We start from the raw sequence: 16,962 nt of genomic DNA, 5'->3' as shown, positions 1-16,962 counted from the left end.
ACCCAGCGCAGCGGACCCAAGGTCTTTTCCCACTATGGAATCAACATGACTGAAAGTTTTGCCGAACTGTTTGAACAGAGCCAGCAGGCCATCTCCAAGCTGAAGCCCGGCGCCATCGTCACCGGCATCGTCGTGGAAATCCGCAACGACGTCGTCGTGATCAATGCAGGCCTGAAGAGCGAAGGCATCGTCCCGATCGAGCAGTTCAAGAACGAGGAAGGTGTGCTGGAGGTGCAGGTTGGCGACGAGGTGAAGGTAGCCCTCGAAGCCCTGGAAGACGGTTTCGGCGAGACCAAGCTGTCGCGCGAGAAGGCCAAGCGCTCGATGGTGTGGGACGACCTGGAGCAGGCGTTCGACAAGGAAGAGACCATCGTCGGCATGATTTCCGGCAAGGTCAAGGGCGGTTTCACCGTCGACATCAAGGATGTCCGCGCGTTCCTGCCCGGTTCGCTGGTCGACGTGCGCCCGGTGCGCGAGCCGACCTACCTCGAGGGCAAGGAACTCGAGTTCAAGATCATCAAGCTGGATCGCAAGCGCAACAACGTGGTGGTCAGCCGCCGCGCCGTCGTCGAGACCGAGTTCTCCGAGGAGCGCGAGAAGCTGCTGGAACGCCTGGTGGAAGGCGCCGTCGTCAAGGGTGTGGTGAAGAACCTCACCGATTACGGCGCGTTCGTGGACCTGGGCGGCATCGACGGCCTGCTGCACATCACCGACATGGCGTGGAAGCGCGTGCGCCATCCGTCCGAGGTGGTCAACGTCGGCGACGAGCTCGACGTGCGCGTGCTGAAGTACGACAAGGAGCGCAACCGCGTGTCGCTGGGCCTGAAGCAGCTGGGCGACGACCCGTGGGTGAACATCTCGCGTCGCTATCCGGTCGGCAGCCGCATCTTCGGCAAGGTCTCCAACGTCACCGATTACGGCTGCTTCGTCGAGATCGAGCCGGGCGTGGAAGGCCTGGTGCACGTGTCCGAGATGGACTGGACCAACAAGAACGTCAACCCGGCCAAGGTGGTGCAGGTCGGCGACGAGACCGAAGTGACCGTGCTGGACGTGGATGAAGAGCGTCGCCGCATTTCGCTGGGTATCAAGCAGACCCGCTCGAACCCGTGGGAAGCCTTCGCCGCCATGCACAAGAAGGGCGACAAGGTGTCGGGTCAGATCAAGTCGATCACCGATTTCGGCGTGTTCATCGGCCTGGAAGGCGGCATCGACGGCCTGGTGCATCTGTCCGACATCTCCTGGCAGGTGTCCGGCGAAGACCTCGTGCGCGACTTCAAGAAGGGCGAGGAGATCGAGGCGGTGGTGCTGGCCGTCGACCCGGAGCGCGAGCGCATCAGCCTCGGGATCAAGCAGATGGAGCAGGATCCGTTCGGCCAGTTCATGGCGGCCAACCCGCGTGGCACGATCGTCAACGGCACGGTCAAGGAAGTCGACGCCAAGGGTGCCGTGATCGACCTGGGCGAGGGCGTGGAGGGTTACCTGCGCGCCAACGACATCGCCAAGGAGCGCATCGACGACGCTACCCAGCACCTGAAGGTGGGCGACAAGGTCGAGGCCAAGTTCACCGGCATGGATCGCAAGGGTCGCCAGCTGGCGCTCTCGATTCGCGCCAAGGACGAGGAAGACGCCCCCGAAGCCGCGGTCGACTACTCTTCGGCCGCCAGTGGCACGACCAAGCTCGGCGCGTTGTTGAAGGAACAGTTCAACAAGGCCGACTGATCTCTCGTTGCAGGCACGACGCGGGGCGGCACGTCGCCGCCCCGCTGTTTCACGTCACGGACATTGGGGCCCATGACCAAATCCGAATTGATCGAAGCGCTGGCCAGGCGCCAGACCCACCTCGCGTTCGCCGACGTCGAGATGGCCGTCAAGAGCGTCATCGAACAGATGAGCCTGGCGCTGGCCCAGGGCGAACGCATCGAGGTGCGCGGCTTCGGCAGCTTTGCGTTGCACTACCGGCCGCCGCGGATGGGGCGCAACCCCAAGACCGGCGAAGCCGTGGCCCTGCCAGGCAAGCACGTTCCCCATTTCAAGCCGGGCAAGGAATTGCGCGAGCGCGTCAATCTTGATCTGGAGAACAGTGCCGGTTGAGTCCATCGACCGGAGAATGCGAGGCAGGCGGCGCGAGCCGGTCCTGCCTTCTTTTTGCCTGCAGGACGGCTGGCGGCGGCAGCGCCTGTGCCCGACTGCGCCAATCGGGTAAAGTTCGAGCATGCGATTGCTTGCCCTCATCATTCTGGCCATTTTCGTCGCCGCCGGCATCGTGCTGGGCGCGCTGAATGCAGAAATGGTCGGCTACGACTTCGGCTTTGCCCAACTGCAGTTGCCCAAGGGAGCCGCGTTGCTGGGCGCCCTGGTGGTGGGCTGGTTGCTGGGCGGGGTGACCGCGTGGCTCGGTGTGCGGCCACGGCGTTCGCGACGCACTACGGGCGCGGACAGGAAGCCGCCGGCCAAGCCATGAATCCCCTGTATGTGCTGGCCGCACTGCTCCCCGTCGCCTTTGTGCTGGGTTGGTGGGCTTCGCGCCTGGTGGTTGCGCGGCGGGCCGGCGTCGACGTCAGCACCTTGTCGTCGGATTATTTCCGCGGCCTGAACTACCTGCTCAACGAGGAGCAGGACAAGGCCATCGAAGTCTTCCTGAAACTCGCCGAATACAACCGCGACACGGTGGAGACGCACCTCGCCCTGGGCAACCTGTTTCGCCGTCGCGGCGAGGTGGATCGGGCGATCCGGCTGCACCAGCACCTGGTCTCGCGACCGGGCCTGTCCGACGCAATGAAGACCGTGGCCCTGCTGGAGCTCGGCGAGGACTACATGCGCTCGGGCCTGCTCGATCGTGCCGAGGCCTTGTTCGCCGACCTGGTGGCGATGAACTCGCACGCGCCCTCGGCGCTGCGCCATCTGATCTCGATCTACCAGCACGAGCGCGACTGGCACAAGGCGATCGAGCACGCGCGGCGGCTGGAGGTGATGACCGGCGACGACGAGGCGCCGATGATCGCCCAGTTCTACTGTGAGCTCGCCGAGCGCGCGCGTCAGCATGGCGCCCGTGCCGAGGCGCGGGAATACCTGCGCCAGGCGTTCGAATGCCAGCCCGATTGCGTGCGCGCCTTCATGCTCACCGGACGCCTGCATGCCGAGGACGGGCAGCATGCCGAGGCCATCGACGCGCTGGAGGCGGCGATCAGGGCCGACAGCGCCTTCACTCCCGACATCCTGCCGCCGCTGCTCAACAGCTATGCCCGCGTGCGGCAGATGGACCGCGCCGAGACCTTCCTGCGCACCCTGATGGCGCGCTATCACGGCGTTTCGCCGATCCTGGCGCTGACCAACCTGTATCGCCAGCGCGACGGCGAGCGCGTGGCGGTCGACTTTCTCACCGCGCAGTTGCGCCAGCGGCCGTCGGTGCGCGGGCTGATGACCCTGCTCGACGCCACGATGGACAAGATCGAAGGCGAGGCGCGCGAGAATTTCCTGATCCTGCGCGATCTCACCCGCAAGCTGCTCGAAGGGCAGGCGATGTACCGCTGCAACCGTTGCGGGTTCGGGGCCAAGGCGCACCACTGGCAGTGCCCCAGTTGCAAGAGCTGGAGCACGATCCGGCCGATCCACGGGGTGGCCGGCGAGTGACATGGCCATGCTGATGACCATCGGATGGTTGCTGGCAGCCTTCCTGGTTACCGCACTGCTGGTACGCGCCGCGGTCGGTTACGCGCATCGGCGCGGCATGCTCGACCTGCCCGGACAACGCCGCTCGCATCAGGTGCCGACCCCGCGCGGCGGCGGCATCGGCATCGTCGTCGCCATGCTGGTGTGCCTGCCCGGCGTCGCCTGGAGCCTGCACGCGGCGGTTCCCGCGCCCGGGCTGCTCGGGTTGTCCTGCGTGGCCTTGCTGCTGGTGGCGCTGGCGGGCTGGTGGGACGACCATCATCCGCTTCCGGCCTGGCCGCGACTGGCCGTGCAATTGGTTGCCTGCGCCTTGCTGTGCGTCGGGCTGCAGGCCTGGTCGCCGGCTTGGTGGTGGTTGCCGTTGTTGCTGGTCGGCGGCGCGTGGAGCATCAACCTGCACAACTTCATGGATGGCATCGACGGTTTGCTGGCGCAGCAGGCGGCTTTCGTGGGCGGCGGCCTGGCCGTGCTGGCGTGGGCAGCGAACCTGCCTGCGCTGGCGCTGGCCGCGGCCTGTCTGGCGGCGTCGGCGCTGGCGTTCGGGTGGTTCAACTGGCCGCCGGCGCGGATCTTCCTGGGGGACGTGGGCAGCGGCAGCGTGGGCCTGCTGGTGTTCGCATTCAGTGCGATGCTGTGGCGGGCGAATCCGGCGTGGCTGTGGCCGGCGTTGATCCTGTCGTCGGCGTTCGTGGTGGATGCCAGCCTGACCCTGTTGACGCGGGTGTGGCGTGGGCGTCGCTGGTACAGCGCCCACCGTGAACACCTGTATCAATGGCTGGCGCGCCGCGCCGGCAGCCATGCATCGGTGGATGCGGCCTACCTTGGCTGGAACCTGCTGGTAGCGGCCCCGATGACCTGGTTGGCCTGGAGTCATCTGCACGCCGCCTTGGCGATTACCATGGTCGTTTATGCAGGGGCAGCGATCATGTGGTTGTATCTGAAACGTCGCCTGGTGCGGCGCCACCCGAGCAAGGGCCTCCATGTCACTGCGTAAGCTTGTCGGCTTCATTCACCCGCGGGTAGCGGTCGTCGTCCACGATCTGCTGATGGCGGCGCTGGCCTGGTGGATCGCCAAGTGGCTGCGCTACACGCTGCGCCCGGACGAGGTGTTCGGTTTCCAGCTGCTCGAGTTCCCGATTGTGCTGCTGGTGCAGGGGCTGATCTTCCGCTGGACCGGGCTGTACAAGAGCGTCTGGCGCTTCGCCAGCCTGCCGGATCTGGTGAACATCGTGCGTGCCGCGGTCATCGGCACGCTGGCGATCGGACTGTGCCTGTTTCTGTATGACCGCCTGCTGGGCGTACCGCGCTCGGTGTTCGTGTTGTATCCGGGGCTGCTCGCCGTGTCGCTGGGCGGTCCCCGGCTGGCCTATCGCTACTGGAAGGACAGCCGCGCCGATCTGTTCAAGGGGAGCGACGCCAAACGGGTGCTGATCGTGGGCGCCGACCGCGCCGGCGAAGTGCTGTCGCGCGATCTTCGCCGCGACAACCGCTATGCGGTGGTCGGCTTTGTCGACGACACGCCCAGCCTGCGTGGCGCCAGCATCAACGGTCGCCCGGTGCTGGGCCGGCTCGACGAGCTGCCCGAGCTGGTGCGCAGCGCGGCCGCCGACATGCTGCTGATCGCCATGCCCGGGGCCACGACGGCCGAGATGCGGCGCGTGGTGGCCCTGTGCGACAGCACCGATCTGCCCTACCGCACGGTGCCGCGCATCGAGGACATCGTGGCGGGCCGTGCCCAGCTGAACCAGATCAAGGAGGTGGCGATCGAGGATTTGCTCGGCCGCGACACGGTGGAACTGGACTGGACCGCGATCCGCGAGACCCTGAGCGGGCGGCGCGTGCTGATCACCGGTGGTGGTGGTTCGATCGGCTCGGAACTGTGCCGGCAGGTGGCGCGGCTCGGTGCACAGGCGCTGACCGTGGTGGAGGTGAGCGAGTACAACCTCTACCGGATCACCCAGGAGCTGCGCAACCATTTCCCGGAGCTGATCCTCGACGGCATCCTGGCCAATTGCTGCGACCAGGTGGCGATGCGCAAGGTGTTTGCGGAGGCGCAGCCGCAGGTGGTATTCCACGCCGCGGCGTACAAGCACGTGCCGATGCTGCAAGGCCAGCTGCGCGCCGCGTTCTGCAACAACGCGCTGGGTACCCGCACGGTGGCCGACGCGGCCTGTTCGGTCGGGGTGGCGTGTTTCGTGCTGATCTCCACCGACAAGGCGGTCAACCCCACCAGCGTGATGGGTGCCTGCAAGCGCGTGGCGGAAATCTACTGCCAGAACCTCGACGCGCAGACCGATACCCGCTTCATGACCGTGCGTTTCGGCAACGTGCTGGATTCGGCCGGCTCGGTGGTGCCGCTGTTCCGCCGGCAGATCCGCGACGGCGGCCCGGTCACCGTGACGCACCCGGAAATCTCGCGCTACTTCATGACCATTCCCGAGGCCTGCCAGCTGATCCTGCAGACCGCCAGCATTGGCAAGGGCGGCGAGATCTTCGCGCTCGACATGGGCGAGCCGGTGAAGATCCGCGACCTGGCCGAGCAGATGATCCGCCTCGCCGGCAAGAAGCCGGGCAGCGAGATCCCGATCGTCTACACCGGCCTGCGCGCGGGCGAGAAACTGTTCGAGGAGCTGTTCCATCCGCTGGAGAACTACAGCGCCACCACGCATGCCAAGATTTTCCTGGCGCAGCATCGCGAGGTGTCGTGGGAGTTGCTGCAGGCCCTGCTGCACAAGGCCGCCGAGGCGGCCGACATTTTCAATGAGGAAGAACTTCGCCGCTGCGTGTCCAGCCTGTTGCCCTCGTTCCGCTGGAGCGAAGCGGCGCAGCCTGACAACGTGGTGTCGATCCGCCGTGCCAACCCGGAGATCAATGAGTGAGCAAGCCCCTGCGCAAAGTGGTGTTTCCCGTAGCCGGACTCGGCACGCGCTTCCTGCCGGCGACCAAGGTGGTCGCCAAGGAAATGCTGCCGGTGCTCGACAAGCCGCTGATCCAGTACGCCGTCGACGAAGCGGTGGATGCAGGTGCCGACACCCTGGTGTTCGTCACCAACCGCTACAAGCACGCGATCGCCGACTACTTCGACAAGGCCTACGAGCTGGAATCGAAGCTGCACGAGAAGGGCAAGGCCGAGCTGCTGGCGCTGGTGCAAGGCACCTTGCCGCGGCACGTGCGGGCGATCTTCGTGACCCAGCCCGAGGCGCTCGGCCTGGGCCATGCCGTGCTGTGCGCCAAGCCGGTGGTCGGCGACGAGCCGTTCGGCGTGATCCTGCCTGACGACCTGATCTGGAACGGCGCCGGCAAGGGCGCGCTGCGGCAGATGGCGGAGCTCGCCGAGGCGCAGCAGGCCGGCGTGATCGCGGTGGAGGAAGTGCCGCACACCGACACTGACAAGTACGGCATCGTCGATGCCACACCGGTCGACGATCGCAGCGCCCTGATCCGCCACATGGTCGAGAAGCCCAAGCCGGCCAACGCACCGTCGAACCTGGCCGTGGTCGGCCGCTACGTGTTGCCTGGCCGCATCTTCCAGCTGCTGGAGCAGACCACGCCCGGTGCCGGCGGCGAGATCCAGCTTACTGACGCGATCGACGCGCTGCTGAAAGAGCAGGGCAAGGTGCTGGCCTACCGCTTCGAAGGCACCCGTTTCGATTGCGGCAACAAGGCCGGCCTGGTGCGCGCCACCATGCACATGGCGATGCAGGACCCGAAACTCGCGCTCACTGTGCGAGAGTTCCTCGGCCAGCTTTGAACCACGGCTGCCACGACGTCCTGGCATGAAGGATATGCTTGCCCGGTCACGGACACTGGTGCCGCCTGTCGCTGCAGCATGAAATCCCCCTCGCCCACGTCCTACTACCGCGCCACTGCCACGCCGTACCCGGCCTGGGAGCCGCTTCAGGGCAGCACGCACGCACGTGTTGCCGTGATCGGCGGCGGCTTTGCCGGCTTGAACACCGCGCTGGGCCTGGCCGAGCGCGGCGTGCGCGACGTGGTCCTGCTGGAACGTGAGCAGGTCGGGTTCGGCGCCTCCGGTCGCAATGGCGGTTTCGTCTTCGCCGGCTATTCGCTGGGCGAGCAGGCGCTGCTCGACCAGTTGGGCGAAGCGCGTGCGCAGGCCCTGTTCCAGCTGACCATCGCGGCGGTCGGGCGCATCCGACGACGTGTCGCCGACTACGCCATCCCCTGCGACGCGGTCGACGAAGGCGTGATCTGGGCCAACTGGTTCCGTGACCCCGCGGTGCTGCGCCGGCGCCAGCAACTGCTGGCCGAACACTACGACGTGAACTGGCAGTGGTTGCCCGAAGCGGAGTTGCGCGCACGCATCCGCAGCGAGCGTTATCACGACGGCCTGTACGAGCGTGATGCGCTGCACCTGCACCCGCTCAACTACGCGATCGGCTTGGCCGCGGCGGCGGCCGGGCAGGGTGTGCGCATCCACGAGCACAGCGGCGTGCGCCGCCTCGCGCGCGAAGGCCGGCAGTGGCGCCTGCGCACGGCGCAAGGTGAGCTGCTGGCCGATGAGGTCGTGCTGGCCTGCGGCGGCTACCTGGCCGGCCTGCAGAAGCCGATCGACCGGGCGATCCTGCCGATCGCCACCTACGTCATGGTGACCGAACCGCTCGGCGATCGACTGGACGAGTGCCTGCACACCCGCGCGGCGATCTACGACAGCCGCTTCGCGTTCGACTATTACCGCGCGCTGCCGGATACGCGACTGCTGTGGGGTGGGCGCATCTCGGTGCTCAACCGCTCGCCGCGCGGCGTGCAGCGCCTGCTGACGCGGGACCTGCTGCGGGTGTTCCCGCAACTGGCCGGCGTGCGGATCGAGCACGCCTGGTCGGGCCTGATGAGCTACGCACGGCACCAGATGCCGCAGATCGGCGGCAGCGGCGACGGCCTGTGGTGGGCGCAGGCGTTCGGCGGCCACGGCCTGGCCCCGACCTGCGCGGCCGGTGAACTGCTGGCGGCGGCGATCGCCGAGGGCGACGATGGCTGGAAACGTTTTGCCGACTATGGCCTGGGCAGCACGCACCGTCCGTTCGGTTATCTGGCGGCGCAAGCCAGCTACTGGTGGCAGCAGAGCCGCGATTGTCTGAAGACGAGGCTGGAAGGATGAGTGCAGCGAATTGCCCCGAAATCAGCTGGGCCGATTTCGAGAAAGTGCTGGTCGTCGCCGGCACGGTGATCCGGGTCGAACCGTTTCCCGAAGCGCGCAAGCCGGCGTGGAAAGTGTGGGTGGATTTCGGCCCCTACGGCGAGAAGAAGACCAGCGCGCAGATCGCCGCGTTGTACCAGGCCGACGACCTGCTCGGCCGACAGGTCGTGGGCGTGATCAACTTCCCCGAAAAGCAGATCGGCCCGTTCCGCTCGCAATTCCTGCTCACCGGCTTTCCCACCGACGAGGGCGTGGTGCTCACCGCGGTCGAACGCCCGGTGCCGAACGGTACGCGGCTGGCCTGAGCGAGCCGCGCCCGCAATTTGCCAGCGATGCGCCCGCGCCAGCGCCGCGTCGTCGGCGAGCATGACGGCCTCGTCCCCACGGAATCCCCGGCATGAATCCATCTCTCCGCGCGTTATGGTTTGTTGTCACCTTGACGGTGGCGGGTTTCGCGCAAGCGGATGAGGTGCGCTGGAGTGCGCCGCAAAAGCCCTTCCACATTCATGGCAACAGCTGGTACGTGGGCACGCAGGGATTGAGCGCGATCCTGATCACCTCGCCGCAGGGCCATGTGCTGATTGACGGCACGCTGGAAGGCAACGCGCCGCAGATCGAGGCGAACATCCGCGCGCTCGGTTTCCGCTTGCGCGACGTGAAGCTGATCCTCAACTCGCACGCCCACTTCGACCACGCCGGTGGCATCGCGCGTTTGGCACGTGACAGCGGCGCCTCGGTGGCGGCCAGTGCGGCCGGGGCGAAGGAGCTGCGGTCCGGCGGCAACGACCCGGACGATCCGCAGTACGGCATGGCGACACGCTATCCGGCGGTGGCATCGGTGCAAGTGGTCGCCGATGGCGCGGCAGTGCGGGTGGGGCCGATCGCGGTCACGGCGCACTACACGCCCGGCCATACGCCTGGCAGCACGTCCTGGACCTGGCGCTCGTGCGAGCAGGGGCGCTGCCTTGCGCTGGCCTATGTCGACAGCCTCACCGCGCTCAGCCGCGACGGCTTCCGCTACAGCGACGACCCGGCACGCGTGGCGGCTTTCCGCCGGTCCTTCGCGACCGTCGCCGCGCTGCCGTGCGACATCCTGATCACCCCGCATCCCGAATCCAGCGGCTTCATGCAGAAGATTGCCGCACGCGATCGCGAGCACGACTCCGCGGCCCTGATCGACGCCGGTGCCTGCCGCGCCTATGCCGCGGCGGCGCAGCCGCGTTTCGAGGCGCGGCTGGCACAAGAGCGGCGCGACGCACGCGCAAAGTGAGCTGCCAGCGGCGGGCGCTCAGCGCCCCAGCCACACCTCCAGCCCCTGCGCGTTCAGTTCGATGTCCATGCCCAGCAACTGGCGCAGCGCGTCGCGTCCCTGCTGCCAGCCATGGGCCTCCGCCCGGGCGGCATAGAACCCGGTGAGCGATTCCACCAGCACGGCATGCCGCTCGGGCGAGCCGTGCGCGGCGCGGGCGAGGGCCACCATCGCGTCGATCTGCGCATGCAGGTCGGCGGCCAGGCGCTCGACGCTCTCCACCCGGCCGTAATGGGTGAGGTACATCGCCTCGGGTTTCAGCGCGAGCAGCCGGTCGATCGACGCATGCAGCGCCTCCGGATCGAACTGCACCGGCGAGGTGGTGGGCAGGATGAACGGACCGTTCGCGGTGTCGAAGTCGCGATAGGAGAGGCCGAACACGTCGCCAGTGAAAAAGACGTTGGCGCGTGCGTCGTGGATGGCGATGTGGTGGCGCGCATGGCCCGGCGTATCGAGGCAGCGCAGGGTGCGTCCGGCAAGGTCGACGACGTGGCCGTCCCCCGCCTCGACCACGCGCTCGGCAGGCACCGGCCGCAAGCGTCCATACGTCTGTTCCATCACCGACTCGCCGTACACCGCGCTGGCGCCGGCCCACAGCACACTGGGGTCGATCATGTGGCGCGCTCCGCGCGGATGCACCACCAGCTTCGCGTTCGGCAGTTGCGCGATCAGCTCGCCGGCGCCGCCGGCGTGGTCCAGGTGCACGTGGGTGAGGATCAGCCAGTCGACGTCCGCCGGCGCGATGCCGGCCTCATCCAGTGCCGCCAGCATGCGCGGCACGGCGAAGTTGGTGCCGCAGTCGATGAAGGCGCCGCGGCCGTTCTCCACGATGAGGTAGGCCGCATCGAACCGCGGTCGCACGAAGCCGGTGTCGATGGTGTGGATGCCGTGGGTGGGTGTCATGTCTGCCTCGCGAACCGGACGATCCGACGAGGGTAGCAAGCCGCGGCGGTGCGGGCACCTGCACCATGGTCGAGCGCGGGAACCTTTGGGCAACCCGCCGCATCGGATCGAATGTTGCTCACTTCATCAACGTGCCAATCGGGGGAACGACATGCTGCTCTATGCGATTCTGGTTTTTGCGATCGCCGCCATCGGCGGCCTGGTGCTGGCTTCCAGCGTGCTGCGCGGCAAGCTGGCGCCGTGGGCAATTTCCTTGCTGCACGCGCTGCTGGGCGCCAGCGGCCTGGTGCTGCTGATCCTGGTGGTGCTGCAGGGTGCGGCGCCGGCGCGGCTCACCGCGGCGCTGGCCCTGCTGGTACTGGCCGCGCTGGGCGGTTTCTTCCTCGCCTCGTTCCATCTGCGCAAGCAGGTTGCGCCGAAGGCCGTGGTGTTCGTGCACGCCGGCGTCGCGGTGGCGGGTTTCCTGACCCTGCTCAGCCTGCTGCTGGCCTGAGTCGCTGCCATGCGCCATCCGCTGCATCCGGCCCTGGTGCATTTCCCGATTGCCTGCTGGTCGCTGGCCACCGCGGCGGATCTGGCCAGCCTGGCCTGGGGCGAACCGGCGTGGCGCTTCGCCGGCATCCTGCTGCTGGCGGGGATCGGCTTCTCGATCCCCGCCATGCTGGCCGGCCTGGTCGAACTGGCCAAGGTCGCCGAAGACAACCCGGCGCTCAAGGACGTCAACCGCCACATGCTGATGGTGATGGGCGCGCTCTGCTGCTACGTGGCCAGCCTGTTCCTGCGCCTGCACGGCACGCATTTCATCGCGCCGAGCCTGCTGGCGATCGCTCTGAGCGTGTCGGGTTTCCTGTGCCTGGCCGTGGCCGGCTGGCTGGGCGGCAAGCTGGTGTACGGACACCGGCTCGGCGTCAGCCCGCCCGACGAAACGTGAGATTGATCCGGGTCTCGCCCAGCAGCGGGTGATGATGTGGCTTCAACGGCAGCACGCCGTGATAGCGCAGCCGCGCCGGACCGCCCCACACGACCACGTCGCCGTGCGCCAGCGGCACGCGTTGCGGGCGATCCGCGCGCTGCAGGCCGCCGAACAGGAACACGGCCGGGATGCCCAGCGAGACCGACACGATCGGCTGGCCCAGGTCGCGTTCATCGCGGTCCTGGTGCAGGCTCAACCGGGCGCCGGCCTCGTAGCGGTTGAGCAGGCAGGCATCCGGCACGAAGCCGGTGAAACCGGCGTGCGCCGCCGCGGCATCGGCCAGTTGCAGGAAGACCGCCGGCATCGGTGGCCAGGGCCGGCCGCTGTCCGGGTCGATCGGGTCGTAGCGGTAGCCACGACGATCGCTGACCCAGCCCAGCGGCCCCGCATTGGTCATCGCCACCGACATGCGCAAGCCGCCGGGTGTGACCAGGTGGCGGAACGGTGCCTGCGCCACGATCGCATCGAGCGCCTGCAGCAACACCGCCTCGCTGGCCAGGGCAAACCCGCGCAACACCATCGCGCCCTCGCACAATGGCTCGTCCCGGCGGGCAGGCGCAGGCGTGGCGGCGAACAGGTCGGCGCTGATCATGTGGCGTCGTGGAAGATGATGCCAAGCGTGTGGCGATGGCCGCGGCGCATGCGGCTGACGCCGTGGCGCATGTTCACCCGGTAGCTGCCGCGGGTACCTTGCAGCGGCCGCTGGTGCACCGCGAACAGCACCGCATCGCCCTGGCGCAGCGGCACCACCTCGATGCGCGACTGCATGCGCGGGCGCTGTTCGGTCAGCACGAACTCGCCGCCGCTGAAATCGCGCCCCGGCTCCGACAGCAGGATCGCCAGCTGCAGCGGAAACACGTGCTCGCCGTACAGGTCCTGGTGCAGGCAGTTGTAGTCGCCCGCGCCGTACTGCAGCAGCAACGGAGTGGGGCGGCGCTGGCCGGCAGCGTGGCAGCGTTCGATGAACTCGGCGTGCGTGGCGGGGTAGCGCGCGGGCAGTTCCATCGACGCGTTCCAGCGGTTCGCGATCGGCGCCAACCGCGGATAGACCGCACCGCGTAGCCCGGCCACCAGCTCGGGCAGGGGGTAATCGAAATAGCGGTATTCGCCACGGCCGAAACCGTGGCGGCCCATCACCACGCGGCTGCGGAAACGTTCGTCGTCCGCGTACATGCTTGCCAGCTTCGCGCACTCCTGCGGCGACAGCAGGGCCTCCAGCATCGCGCAGCCGTGTGCGTCGAGTTCATCGCCGATGCCGGCCCAGTCGCATGCCTGCAGCCGCGCACCGGTGTCGGGGGCAGGGCGCAGTTGCGCGTTCATGCCTGCGCCTCGCGCTCCAGCAGCGCGCGTTTGCGCGGCACGCCCCAGCGGTAGCCGGACAGGTCGCCGTCATTGCGCACCACGCGATGGCAGGGGATCGCCACCGCCAGCATGTTGCCGGCACATGCCTGCGCCACCGCCCGCGAAGCCTTGGGCGCGCCGATGCGCCGCGCGATCTCGCTGTAGCTGGCCGTGCTGCCGACCGGGATCTCGCGCAACGCCTGCCACACGCGCTGCTGGAACGCGGTGCCGCGCACGTCCAAGGGCAGATCCAGTCCCAGCGCAGGGGCTTCGACAAAGCCGACCACCTGCGCCACCAGGCGCTCGTAGTCGCGGTCGCCGCCGATCAGCCTGGCCTTTGGGAAACGGTCCTGCAGGTCGCGCGCCAGCGCGTCCGGATCGTCGCCGAGCAGGATCGCGCACACGCCGCGCGCGCTCTGCGCCACCAGGATCGCGCCGAGCGAGCAGGCGCCGATGGCGAAGCGGATCTCGCTGTCGGCACCGCCGGCGCGATAGCGCGAGGGCGTCATGCCCAGCACCTCGTTCGCCGTTTCGTAGAAGCGGCTACTGGCGTTGTAGCCCGCATCGAAGATCGCCTCGGTCACCGTGTGGCTGCGCTCCAGGCCGCTGCGCACGCGGCGGTTGCGATGCGCCGTGGCGTACTGCTTCGGGGTCACCCCGGCAACCGCCTTGAACACGCGGTGGAAGTGGAAGGGGCTGAGTCCGCTCGGTTGCGCCAACTGTTCGAGCGTGGGTACGGTCTCGGCCTGCTCGATCAGTCGGCAGGCGGCGGTGACCATCGCCGCCTGCTGCTCTGCGAGCGATGGCTGGTCGGGCCGGCAGCGCCTGCACGGGCGAAAGCCGGCGCGCTCCGCCTCGGCGGCGGTGGCGTGGAACGCCACGTTCTCGGGGCGGGCGGGGCGCGCCGCGCAGGACGGCCGACAGTACACGCCGGTGCTGCGCACCGAGTAGAAGAAGCTGCCGTCGGCACGCGCATCGCGTGCCTGCACGGCGGCCCAGCGCGGGTCGGCGAGGGTGGCGGCACGTGCGGCCTGTTTCTCGGGAGTTTTCATGGCTGTTCCTTCCGTCGGATTATCGCTCAAGGCGCAATCTACGGACCGGCAGCCACCGCGGCACTCCGGGTCTTGCGATCGAATTGGAGCTGGCCGTGCCGGCGCCCGCCGGGGCGTCGGCACCGGGCGCCACTCGTGCCCGCATGCGCGAAGCTCAGGGCGCGGTATCGACCAGCACCAGCTCGGCGTCTTCCAGCGCGGTGACCTTCAGCGTCGACTCCTGGCGGATCGCGGCGCCGTCGCGGGCGTCCAGTTGCACGCCATTGAGGTCCACCTTGCCGGTGGCCGGTACCAGGTAGGCGTAGCGGCCGGGGGCCAGCAGGTACTCGGTGCTTTCGCCGGCCTTCAGCGTGGCGCCCAGCACGCGCGCATCGGTGCGCAGCGGCAGCGCCTCGGTGTCGTCCTTGAAGCCGCTGGCCAGTGCCACGAAGCGCCCGGAACGATCGCCCCTGGGAAACGGCCGCGCGCCCCACGACGGCGGCTGGCCGTTCTCGTCGGGGATGATCCAGATCTGGAAGATGCGCGTGGTCACATCCTCCCGGTTGTACTCGCTGTGGGTGATGCCGCTGCCGGCGCTCATCACCTGCACGTCGCCGGCCTCGGTGCGGCCGGCGTTGCCCAGGCTGTCCTGGTGGCTGATCGCGCCTTCGCGCACGTAGGTGATGATCTCCATGTCCGCGTGCGGGTGCGGCGGGAAGCCGGTCTGCGGCGCGATGGTGTCGTCGTTCCACACGCGCAGCGCGCCCCAGCCCATGCGATTCGCGTCGTGGTAGCTGGCGAAGGAGAAATGGTGTTTGGCGTTGAGCCAGCCGTGGTCGGCTCCGCCCAGGCGGTCGAAGGGTCTGCGTTCAATCACGGCGTTGCTCCTCATGCTTGATCGCGCCGGATGGCGCCTGTCCGCAAGATAAGGCTACGCAGTGCCGTCTGAAACCGGCGCGAAGGAAACGGATTGTCGTCGCCCCGGCACCAGTGGCTCACCAGTCGGTGGGGCGGTAGTCCTTCAGGAACTGGCCCCACACATGCTCGCCGGTGTTGATGCCGTGGATGATCGGGTCGACGATGCGTGCGGCGCCGTCGACGATGTCCAGCGGTGGGTGGAAGCGTTCCTCGCGCACTTTCTTCGCCGCCAGCTCGGCGGGGTCCTCGTCGGTCACCCAGCCGGTGTCGACGCTGTTCATGTGGATGCCGTCGTTGTGGTAATCGGTGGCCGCGGTGCGCGTCATCATGTTCAGCGCGGCCTTGGCCATGTTGGTGTGCGGGTGGCGGGTGGTCTTGAAGCTGCGGTAGAACTGGCCCTCCATCGCCGACACGTTGACGATGTGTTTGTCGCGCTCGGGCGTGCGCAGCATCAGCGGCTTCAGCCGCGCGTTGATGATGAACGGCGCGATCGCGTTGACCAACTGCACCTCCAGCAATTCGACCGACGGCACCTCGGCCATCAGCAGCCGCCACGAGTTGCGCTGGCGCAGGTCGACCTGCTGCAGGTCCTGATCCAGTCGGCCCTCGGGAAACAGGTGGCTCTGCGCCAGCAGTTCTTCCGGCAGCAGCGGCAGCTGCGACAGCTCGGCGGCCCGGCTCAGCCCGGGCAGGTCGGCGCCGCGACTGGCCAGCGCGCTGCTGCCGGGCAGGATCTCCGCGCCGCGCAGGCCTTCGTAATGGCCGACCAGCCGGCGCACGTGCTCGGGCAGCTCGTGCAGCGCAGCGGTCTCGCCTTCCATCATGTGTGCGTAGAAATCCGGCGGGCGGCGCACGGTCTGGCAGGCGTTGTTGATGATGAAGTCCAGCCGCGGCCGGGTTGCCACCAGCTCCTGGCAGAACGCCTCGACGCTGGGCGTGTGGCGCAGGTCCAGGCCGTAGACCTGCAGGCGGTGGCCCCAGTCGGCGAAGTCCGGCTCGGCCGCGTAGCGCGCCGCCGAGTCGCGCGGGAAGCGCGTGGTGACGATCAGCTCGGCGCCGGCGCGCAGCAGCTTCAGGCCGGCCTGGTAACCGATCTTCACCCGGCCGCCGGTGAGCAGTGCCACGCGCCCGCGCAGGTCGGCCAGTTCGCCGCGCTTGGCATAGTTGAACGCGGCACACTCCGGGCACAGCTGGTCGTAGAAGAAATGGATGGTCGAGTACTTGCGCTTGCACACGTAGCAGTGCTTCGGCTCGACCGACTCGCGCGGCTGCGCGGCGTCGGCCGCGGGCGGCACGTCGTGCGGCAGGAAACCTTCCGGCGCGAACGCGTTCGGCGTGGTGAACACCGGCTTGCGGCGCAGGGCGCGGATGCCGGTCTGGTTCAGCACGGTGTCTTCGGCCTGGATGCGCGCGGCGTGGCGTTGTTTCTCCGCGGCCTTGAGGCGAATCCGGCGCGCGCCCGGTTCGGGGTGGTACATCCGCGCCACGGCCTGGTGCAGCTGTTGGCGTTCCGCGACGGGCAGCCGCTCGAGCAGCCCGCGGTCGTCGGCAATGGTCTGCAGCAGCCGGATGGCGGCACGCGCCTGCGCCAGCAGTTCGGCGTCCGTTTCGTCGGCAGGGGGCGGGCAGGTCGTGGTCATGAGGGCGTCGGTCGTGGTCG

18 protein-coding genes are annotated in these 16,962 nt (G+C 68.2%); 12 read left to right on the top strand and 6 right to left on the bottom strand.

Annotation, left to right across the window (positions count from 1 at the left end):
• Positions 1-45 precede the first annotated feature (45 nt).
• From rpsA to bla, 10 genes are all read left to right on the top strand, one after another.
• Complete coding sequence (gene rpsA, locus ACVCL3_RS03750) at positions 46-1,719, top strand: 30S ribosomal protein S1 (protein ID WP_395118156.1); 1,674 nt, start codon at positions 46-48, stop codon at positions 1,717-1,719.
• Positions 1,720-1,791: 72 nt separating this feature from the next.
• Positions 1,792-2,091, top strand: coding sequence for an integration host factor subunit beta (locus tag ACVCL3_RS03745; RefSeq protein WP_395118158.1), 300 nt, complete (start codon positions 1,792-1,794; stop codon positions 2,089-2,091).
• 121 nt (positions 2,092-2,212) lie between these two features.
• Complete coding sequence (locus tag ACVCL3_RS03740) at positions 2,213-2,461, top strand: DUF1049 domain-containing protein (protein WP_395118160.1); 249 nt, start codon at positions 2,213-2,215, stop codon at positions 2,459-2,461.
• Complete coding sequence (gene lapB / locus ACVCL3_RS03735; RefSeq protein ID WP_395118162.1) at positions 2,458-3,630, top strand: lipopolysaccharide assembly protein LapB; 1,173 nt, start codon at positions 2,458-2,460, stop codon at positions 3,628-3,630. Before ACVCL3_RS03740 ends, lapB begins: the two co-directional genes overlap by 4 nt.
• Before the next feature lie 7 nt (positions 3,631-3,637).
• Positions 3,638-4,663, top strand: a complete 1,026-nt coding sequence (locus ACVCL3_RS03730) for an MraY family glycosyltransferase (protein ID WP_447101562.1) — start codon at positions 3,638-3,640, stop codon at positions 4,661-4,663.
• Complete coding sequence (locus tag ACVCL3_RS03725; protein WP_447100480.1) at positions 4,650-6,548, top strand: polysaccharide biosynthesis protein; 1,899 nt, start codon at positions 4,650-4,652, stop codon at positions 6,546-6,548. The genes ACVCL3_RS03730 and ACVCL3_RS03725 overlap by 14 nt, the downstream gene beginning before the upstream one ends.
• On the top strand, positions 6,545-7,420 hold the full coding sequence (gene galU, locus ACVCL3_RS03720) for a UTP--glucose-1-phosphate uridylyltransferase GalU (RefSeq protein WP_395118166.1): 876 nt from the start codon (positions 6,545-6,547) through the stop codon (positions 7,418-7,420). The genes ACVCL3_RS03725 and galU overlap by 4 nt, the downstream gene beginning before the upstream one ends.
• Before the next feature lie 78 nt (positions 7,421-7,498).
• Positions 7,499-8,788, top strand: coding sequence for an NAD(P)/FAD-dependent oxidoreductase (locus ACVCL3_RS03715; protein ID WP_447099049.1), 1,290 nt, complete (start codon positions 7,499-7,501; stop codon positions 8,786-8,788).
• Entirely contained in the window at positions 8,785-9,132 is a 348-nt protein-coding gene (locus ACVCL3_RS03710; protein WP_395118170.1) for a tRNA-binding protein, read from the top strand. Before ACVCL3_RS03715 ends, ACVCL3_RS03710 begins: the two co-directional genes overlap by 4 nt.
• A 92-nt stretch (positions 9,133-9,224) precedes the next feature.
• Positions 9,225-10,097, top strand: a complete 873-nt coding sequence (gene bla / locus ACVCL3_RS03705) for a subclass B3 metallo-beta-lactamase (RefSeq protein ID WP_447100479.1) — start codon at positions 9,225-9,227, stop codon at positions 10,095-10,097.
• Positions 10,098-10,115: 18 nt separating this feature from the next.
• Here the strand turns inward: bla and ACVCL3_RS03700 are convergent, their stop codons facing one another.
• Positions 10,116-11,039 (bottom strand): MBL fold metallo-hydrolase, encoded by a 924-nt coding sequence (locus ACVCL3_RS03700; RefSeq protein WP_447100478.1) that lies wholly within the window; start codon positions 11,037-11,039, stop codon positions 10,116-10,118.
• A 151-nt stretch (positions 11,040-11,190) separates the two neighbouring features.
• Here ACVCL3_RS03700 and ACVCL3_RS03695 point away from each other — a divergent pair, with 151 nt between their 5' ends.
• Positions 11,191-11,532: a hypothetical protein gene (locus ACVCL3_RS03695; protein WP_447100477.1), complete on the top strand. Its 342-nt coding sequence runs from the start codon at positions 11,191-11,193 to the stop codon at positions 11,530-11,532.
• A 9-nt stretch (positions 11,533-11,541) separates the two neighbouring features.
• On the top strand, positions 11,542-11,970 hold the full coding sequence (locus tag ACVCL3_RS03690; protein WP_447100476.1) for a DUF2231 domain-containing protein: 429 nt from the start codon (positions 11,542-11,544) through the stop codon (positions 11,968-11,970).
• On the opposite strand, the gene alkB is transcribed toward ACVCL3_RS03690, so the two are convergent.
• The 5 genes from alkB to ACVCL3_RS03665 form a co-directional block, all read right to left on the bottom strand.
• Entirely contained in the window at positions 11,948-12,604 is a 657-nt protein-coding gene (alkB, locus tag ACVCL3_RS03685; RefSeq protein ID WP_447100475.1) for a DNA oxidative demethylase AlkB, read from the bottom strand. The two genes, ACVCL3_RS03690 and alkB, sit on opposite strands and share 23 nt — an antisense overlap.
• Positions 12,601-13,332: a 2OG-Fe(II) oxygenase gene (locus ACVCL3_RS03680; protein WP_447100474.1), complete on the bottom strand. Its 732-nt coding sequence runs from the start codon at positions 13,330-13,332 to the stop codon at positions 12,601-12,603. The genes alkB and ACVCL3_RS03680 overlap by 4 nt, the downstream gene beginning before the upstream one ends.
• Positions 13,329-14,405 carry a bifunctional DNA-binding transcriptional regulator/O6-methylguanine-DNA methyltransferase Ada gene (gene ada, locus ACVCL3_RS03675; RefSeq protein ID WP_447100473.1) on the bottom strand — a complete coding sequence of 359 codons (1,077 nt, stop codon included), beginning with the start codon at positions 14,403-14,405 and terminating at the stop codon, positions 13,329-13,331. The genes ACVCL3_RS03680 and ada overlap by 4 nt, the downstream gene beginning before the upstream one ends.
• A gap of 154 nt (positions 14,406-14,559) precedes the next feature.
• On the bottom strand, positions 14,560-15,261 hold the full coding sequence (locus tag ACVCL3_RS03670; protein ID WP_447100472.1) for a pirin family protein: 702 nt from the start codon (positions 15,259-15,261) through the stop codon (positions 14,560-14,562).
• Between the two features lie 118 nt (positions 15,262-15,379).
• Positions 15,380-16,942, bottom strand: a complete 1,563-nt coding sequence (locus ACVCL3_RS03665) for an SDR family NAD(P)-dependent oxidoreductase (protein WP_447100471.1) — start codon at positions 16,940-16,942, stop codon at positions 15,380-15,382.
• Positions 16,943-16,962 lie beyond the last annotated feature (20 nt).

The organism is Rhodanobacter sp. UC4437_H4 (assembly GCF_052978425.1).
Note: the sequence above shows the minus strand (reverse complement) of the source record. Positions and strands in the feature narration are given on the sequence as shown.

What these genes read in the sequence shown, in the direction of transcription:
- rpsA (WP_395118156.1), top strand. Translation starts at nt 46, where the DNA reads ATGACTGAAAGTTTTGCCGAACTGTTTGAACAGAGCCAGCAGGCCATC.
- ACVCL3_RS03745 (WP_395118158.1), top strand. Translation starts at nt 1,792, where the DNA reads ATGACCAAATCCGAATTGATCGAAGCGCTGGCCAGGCGCCAGACCCAC.
- ACVCL3_RS03740 (WP_395118160.1), top strand. Translation starts at nt 2,213, where the DNA reads ATGCGATTGCTTGCCCTCATCATTCTGGCCATTTTCGTCGCCGCCGGC.
- lapB (WP_395118162.1), top strand. Translation starts at nt 2,458, where the DNA reads ATGAATCCCCTGTATGTGCTGGCCGCACTGCTCCCCGTCGCCTTTGTG.
- ACVCL3_RS03730 (WP_447101562.1), top strand. Translation starts at nt 3,638, where the DNA reads ATGCTGATGACCATCGGATGGTTGCTGGCAGCCTTCCTGGTTACCGCA.
- ACVCL3_RS03725 (WP_447100480.1), top strand. Translation starts at nt 4,650, where the DNA reads ATGTCACTGCGTAAGCTTGTCGGCTTCATTCACCCGCGGGTAGCGGTC.
- ACVCL3_RS03715 (WP_447099049.1), top strand. Translation starts at nt 7,499, where the DNA reads ATGAAATCCCCCTCGCCCACGTCCTACTACCGCGCCACTGCCACGCCG.
- ACVCL3_RS03710 (WP_395118170.1), top strand. Translation starts at nt 8,785, where the DNA reads ATGAGTGCAGCGAATTGCCCCGAAATCAGCTGGGCCGATTTCGAGAAA.
- bla (WP_447100479.1), top strand. Translation starts at nt 9,225, where the DNA reads ATGAATCCATCTCTCCGCGCGTTATGGTTTGTTGTCACCTTGACGGTG.
- ACVCL3_RS03700 (WP_447100478.1), bottom strand. Translation starts at nt 11,039, where the DNA reads ATGACACCCACCCACGGCATCCACACCATCGACACCGGCTTCGTGCGA.
- ACVCL3_RS03695 (WP_447100477.1), top strand. Translation starts at nt 11,191, where the DNA reads ATGCTGCTCTATGCGATTCTGGTTTTTGCGATCGCCGCCATCGGCGGC.
- ACVCL3_RS03690 (WP_447100476.1), top strand. Translation starts at nt 11,542, where the DNA reads ATGCGCCATCCGCTGCATCCGGCCCTGGTGCATTTCCCGATTGCCTGC.
- alkB (WP_447100475.1), bottom strand. Translation starts at nt 12,604, where the DNA reads ATGATCAGCGCCGACCTGTTCGCCGCCACGCCTGCGCCTGCCCGCCGG.
- ACVCL3_RS03680 (WP_447100474.1), bottom strand. Translation starts at nt 13,332, where the DNA reads ATGAACGCGCAACTGCGCCCTGCCCCCGACACCGGTGCGCGGCTGCAG.
- ada (WP_447100473.1), bottom strand. Translation starts at nt 14,405, where the DNA reads ATGAAAACTCCCGAGAAACAGGCCGCACGTGCCGCCACCCTCGCCGAC.
- ACVCL3_RS03665 (WP_447100471.1), bottom strand. Translation starts at nt 16,942, where the DNA reads ATGACCACGACCTGCCCGCCCCCTGCCGACGAAACGGACGCCGAACTG.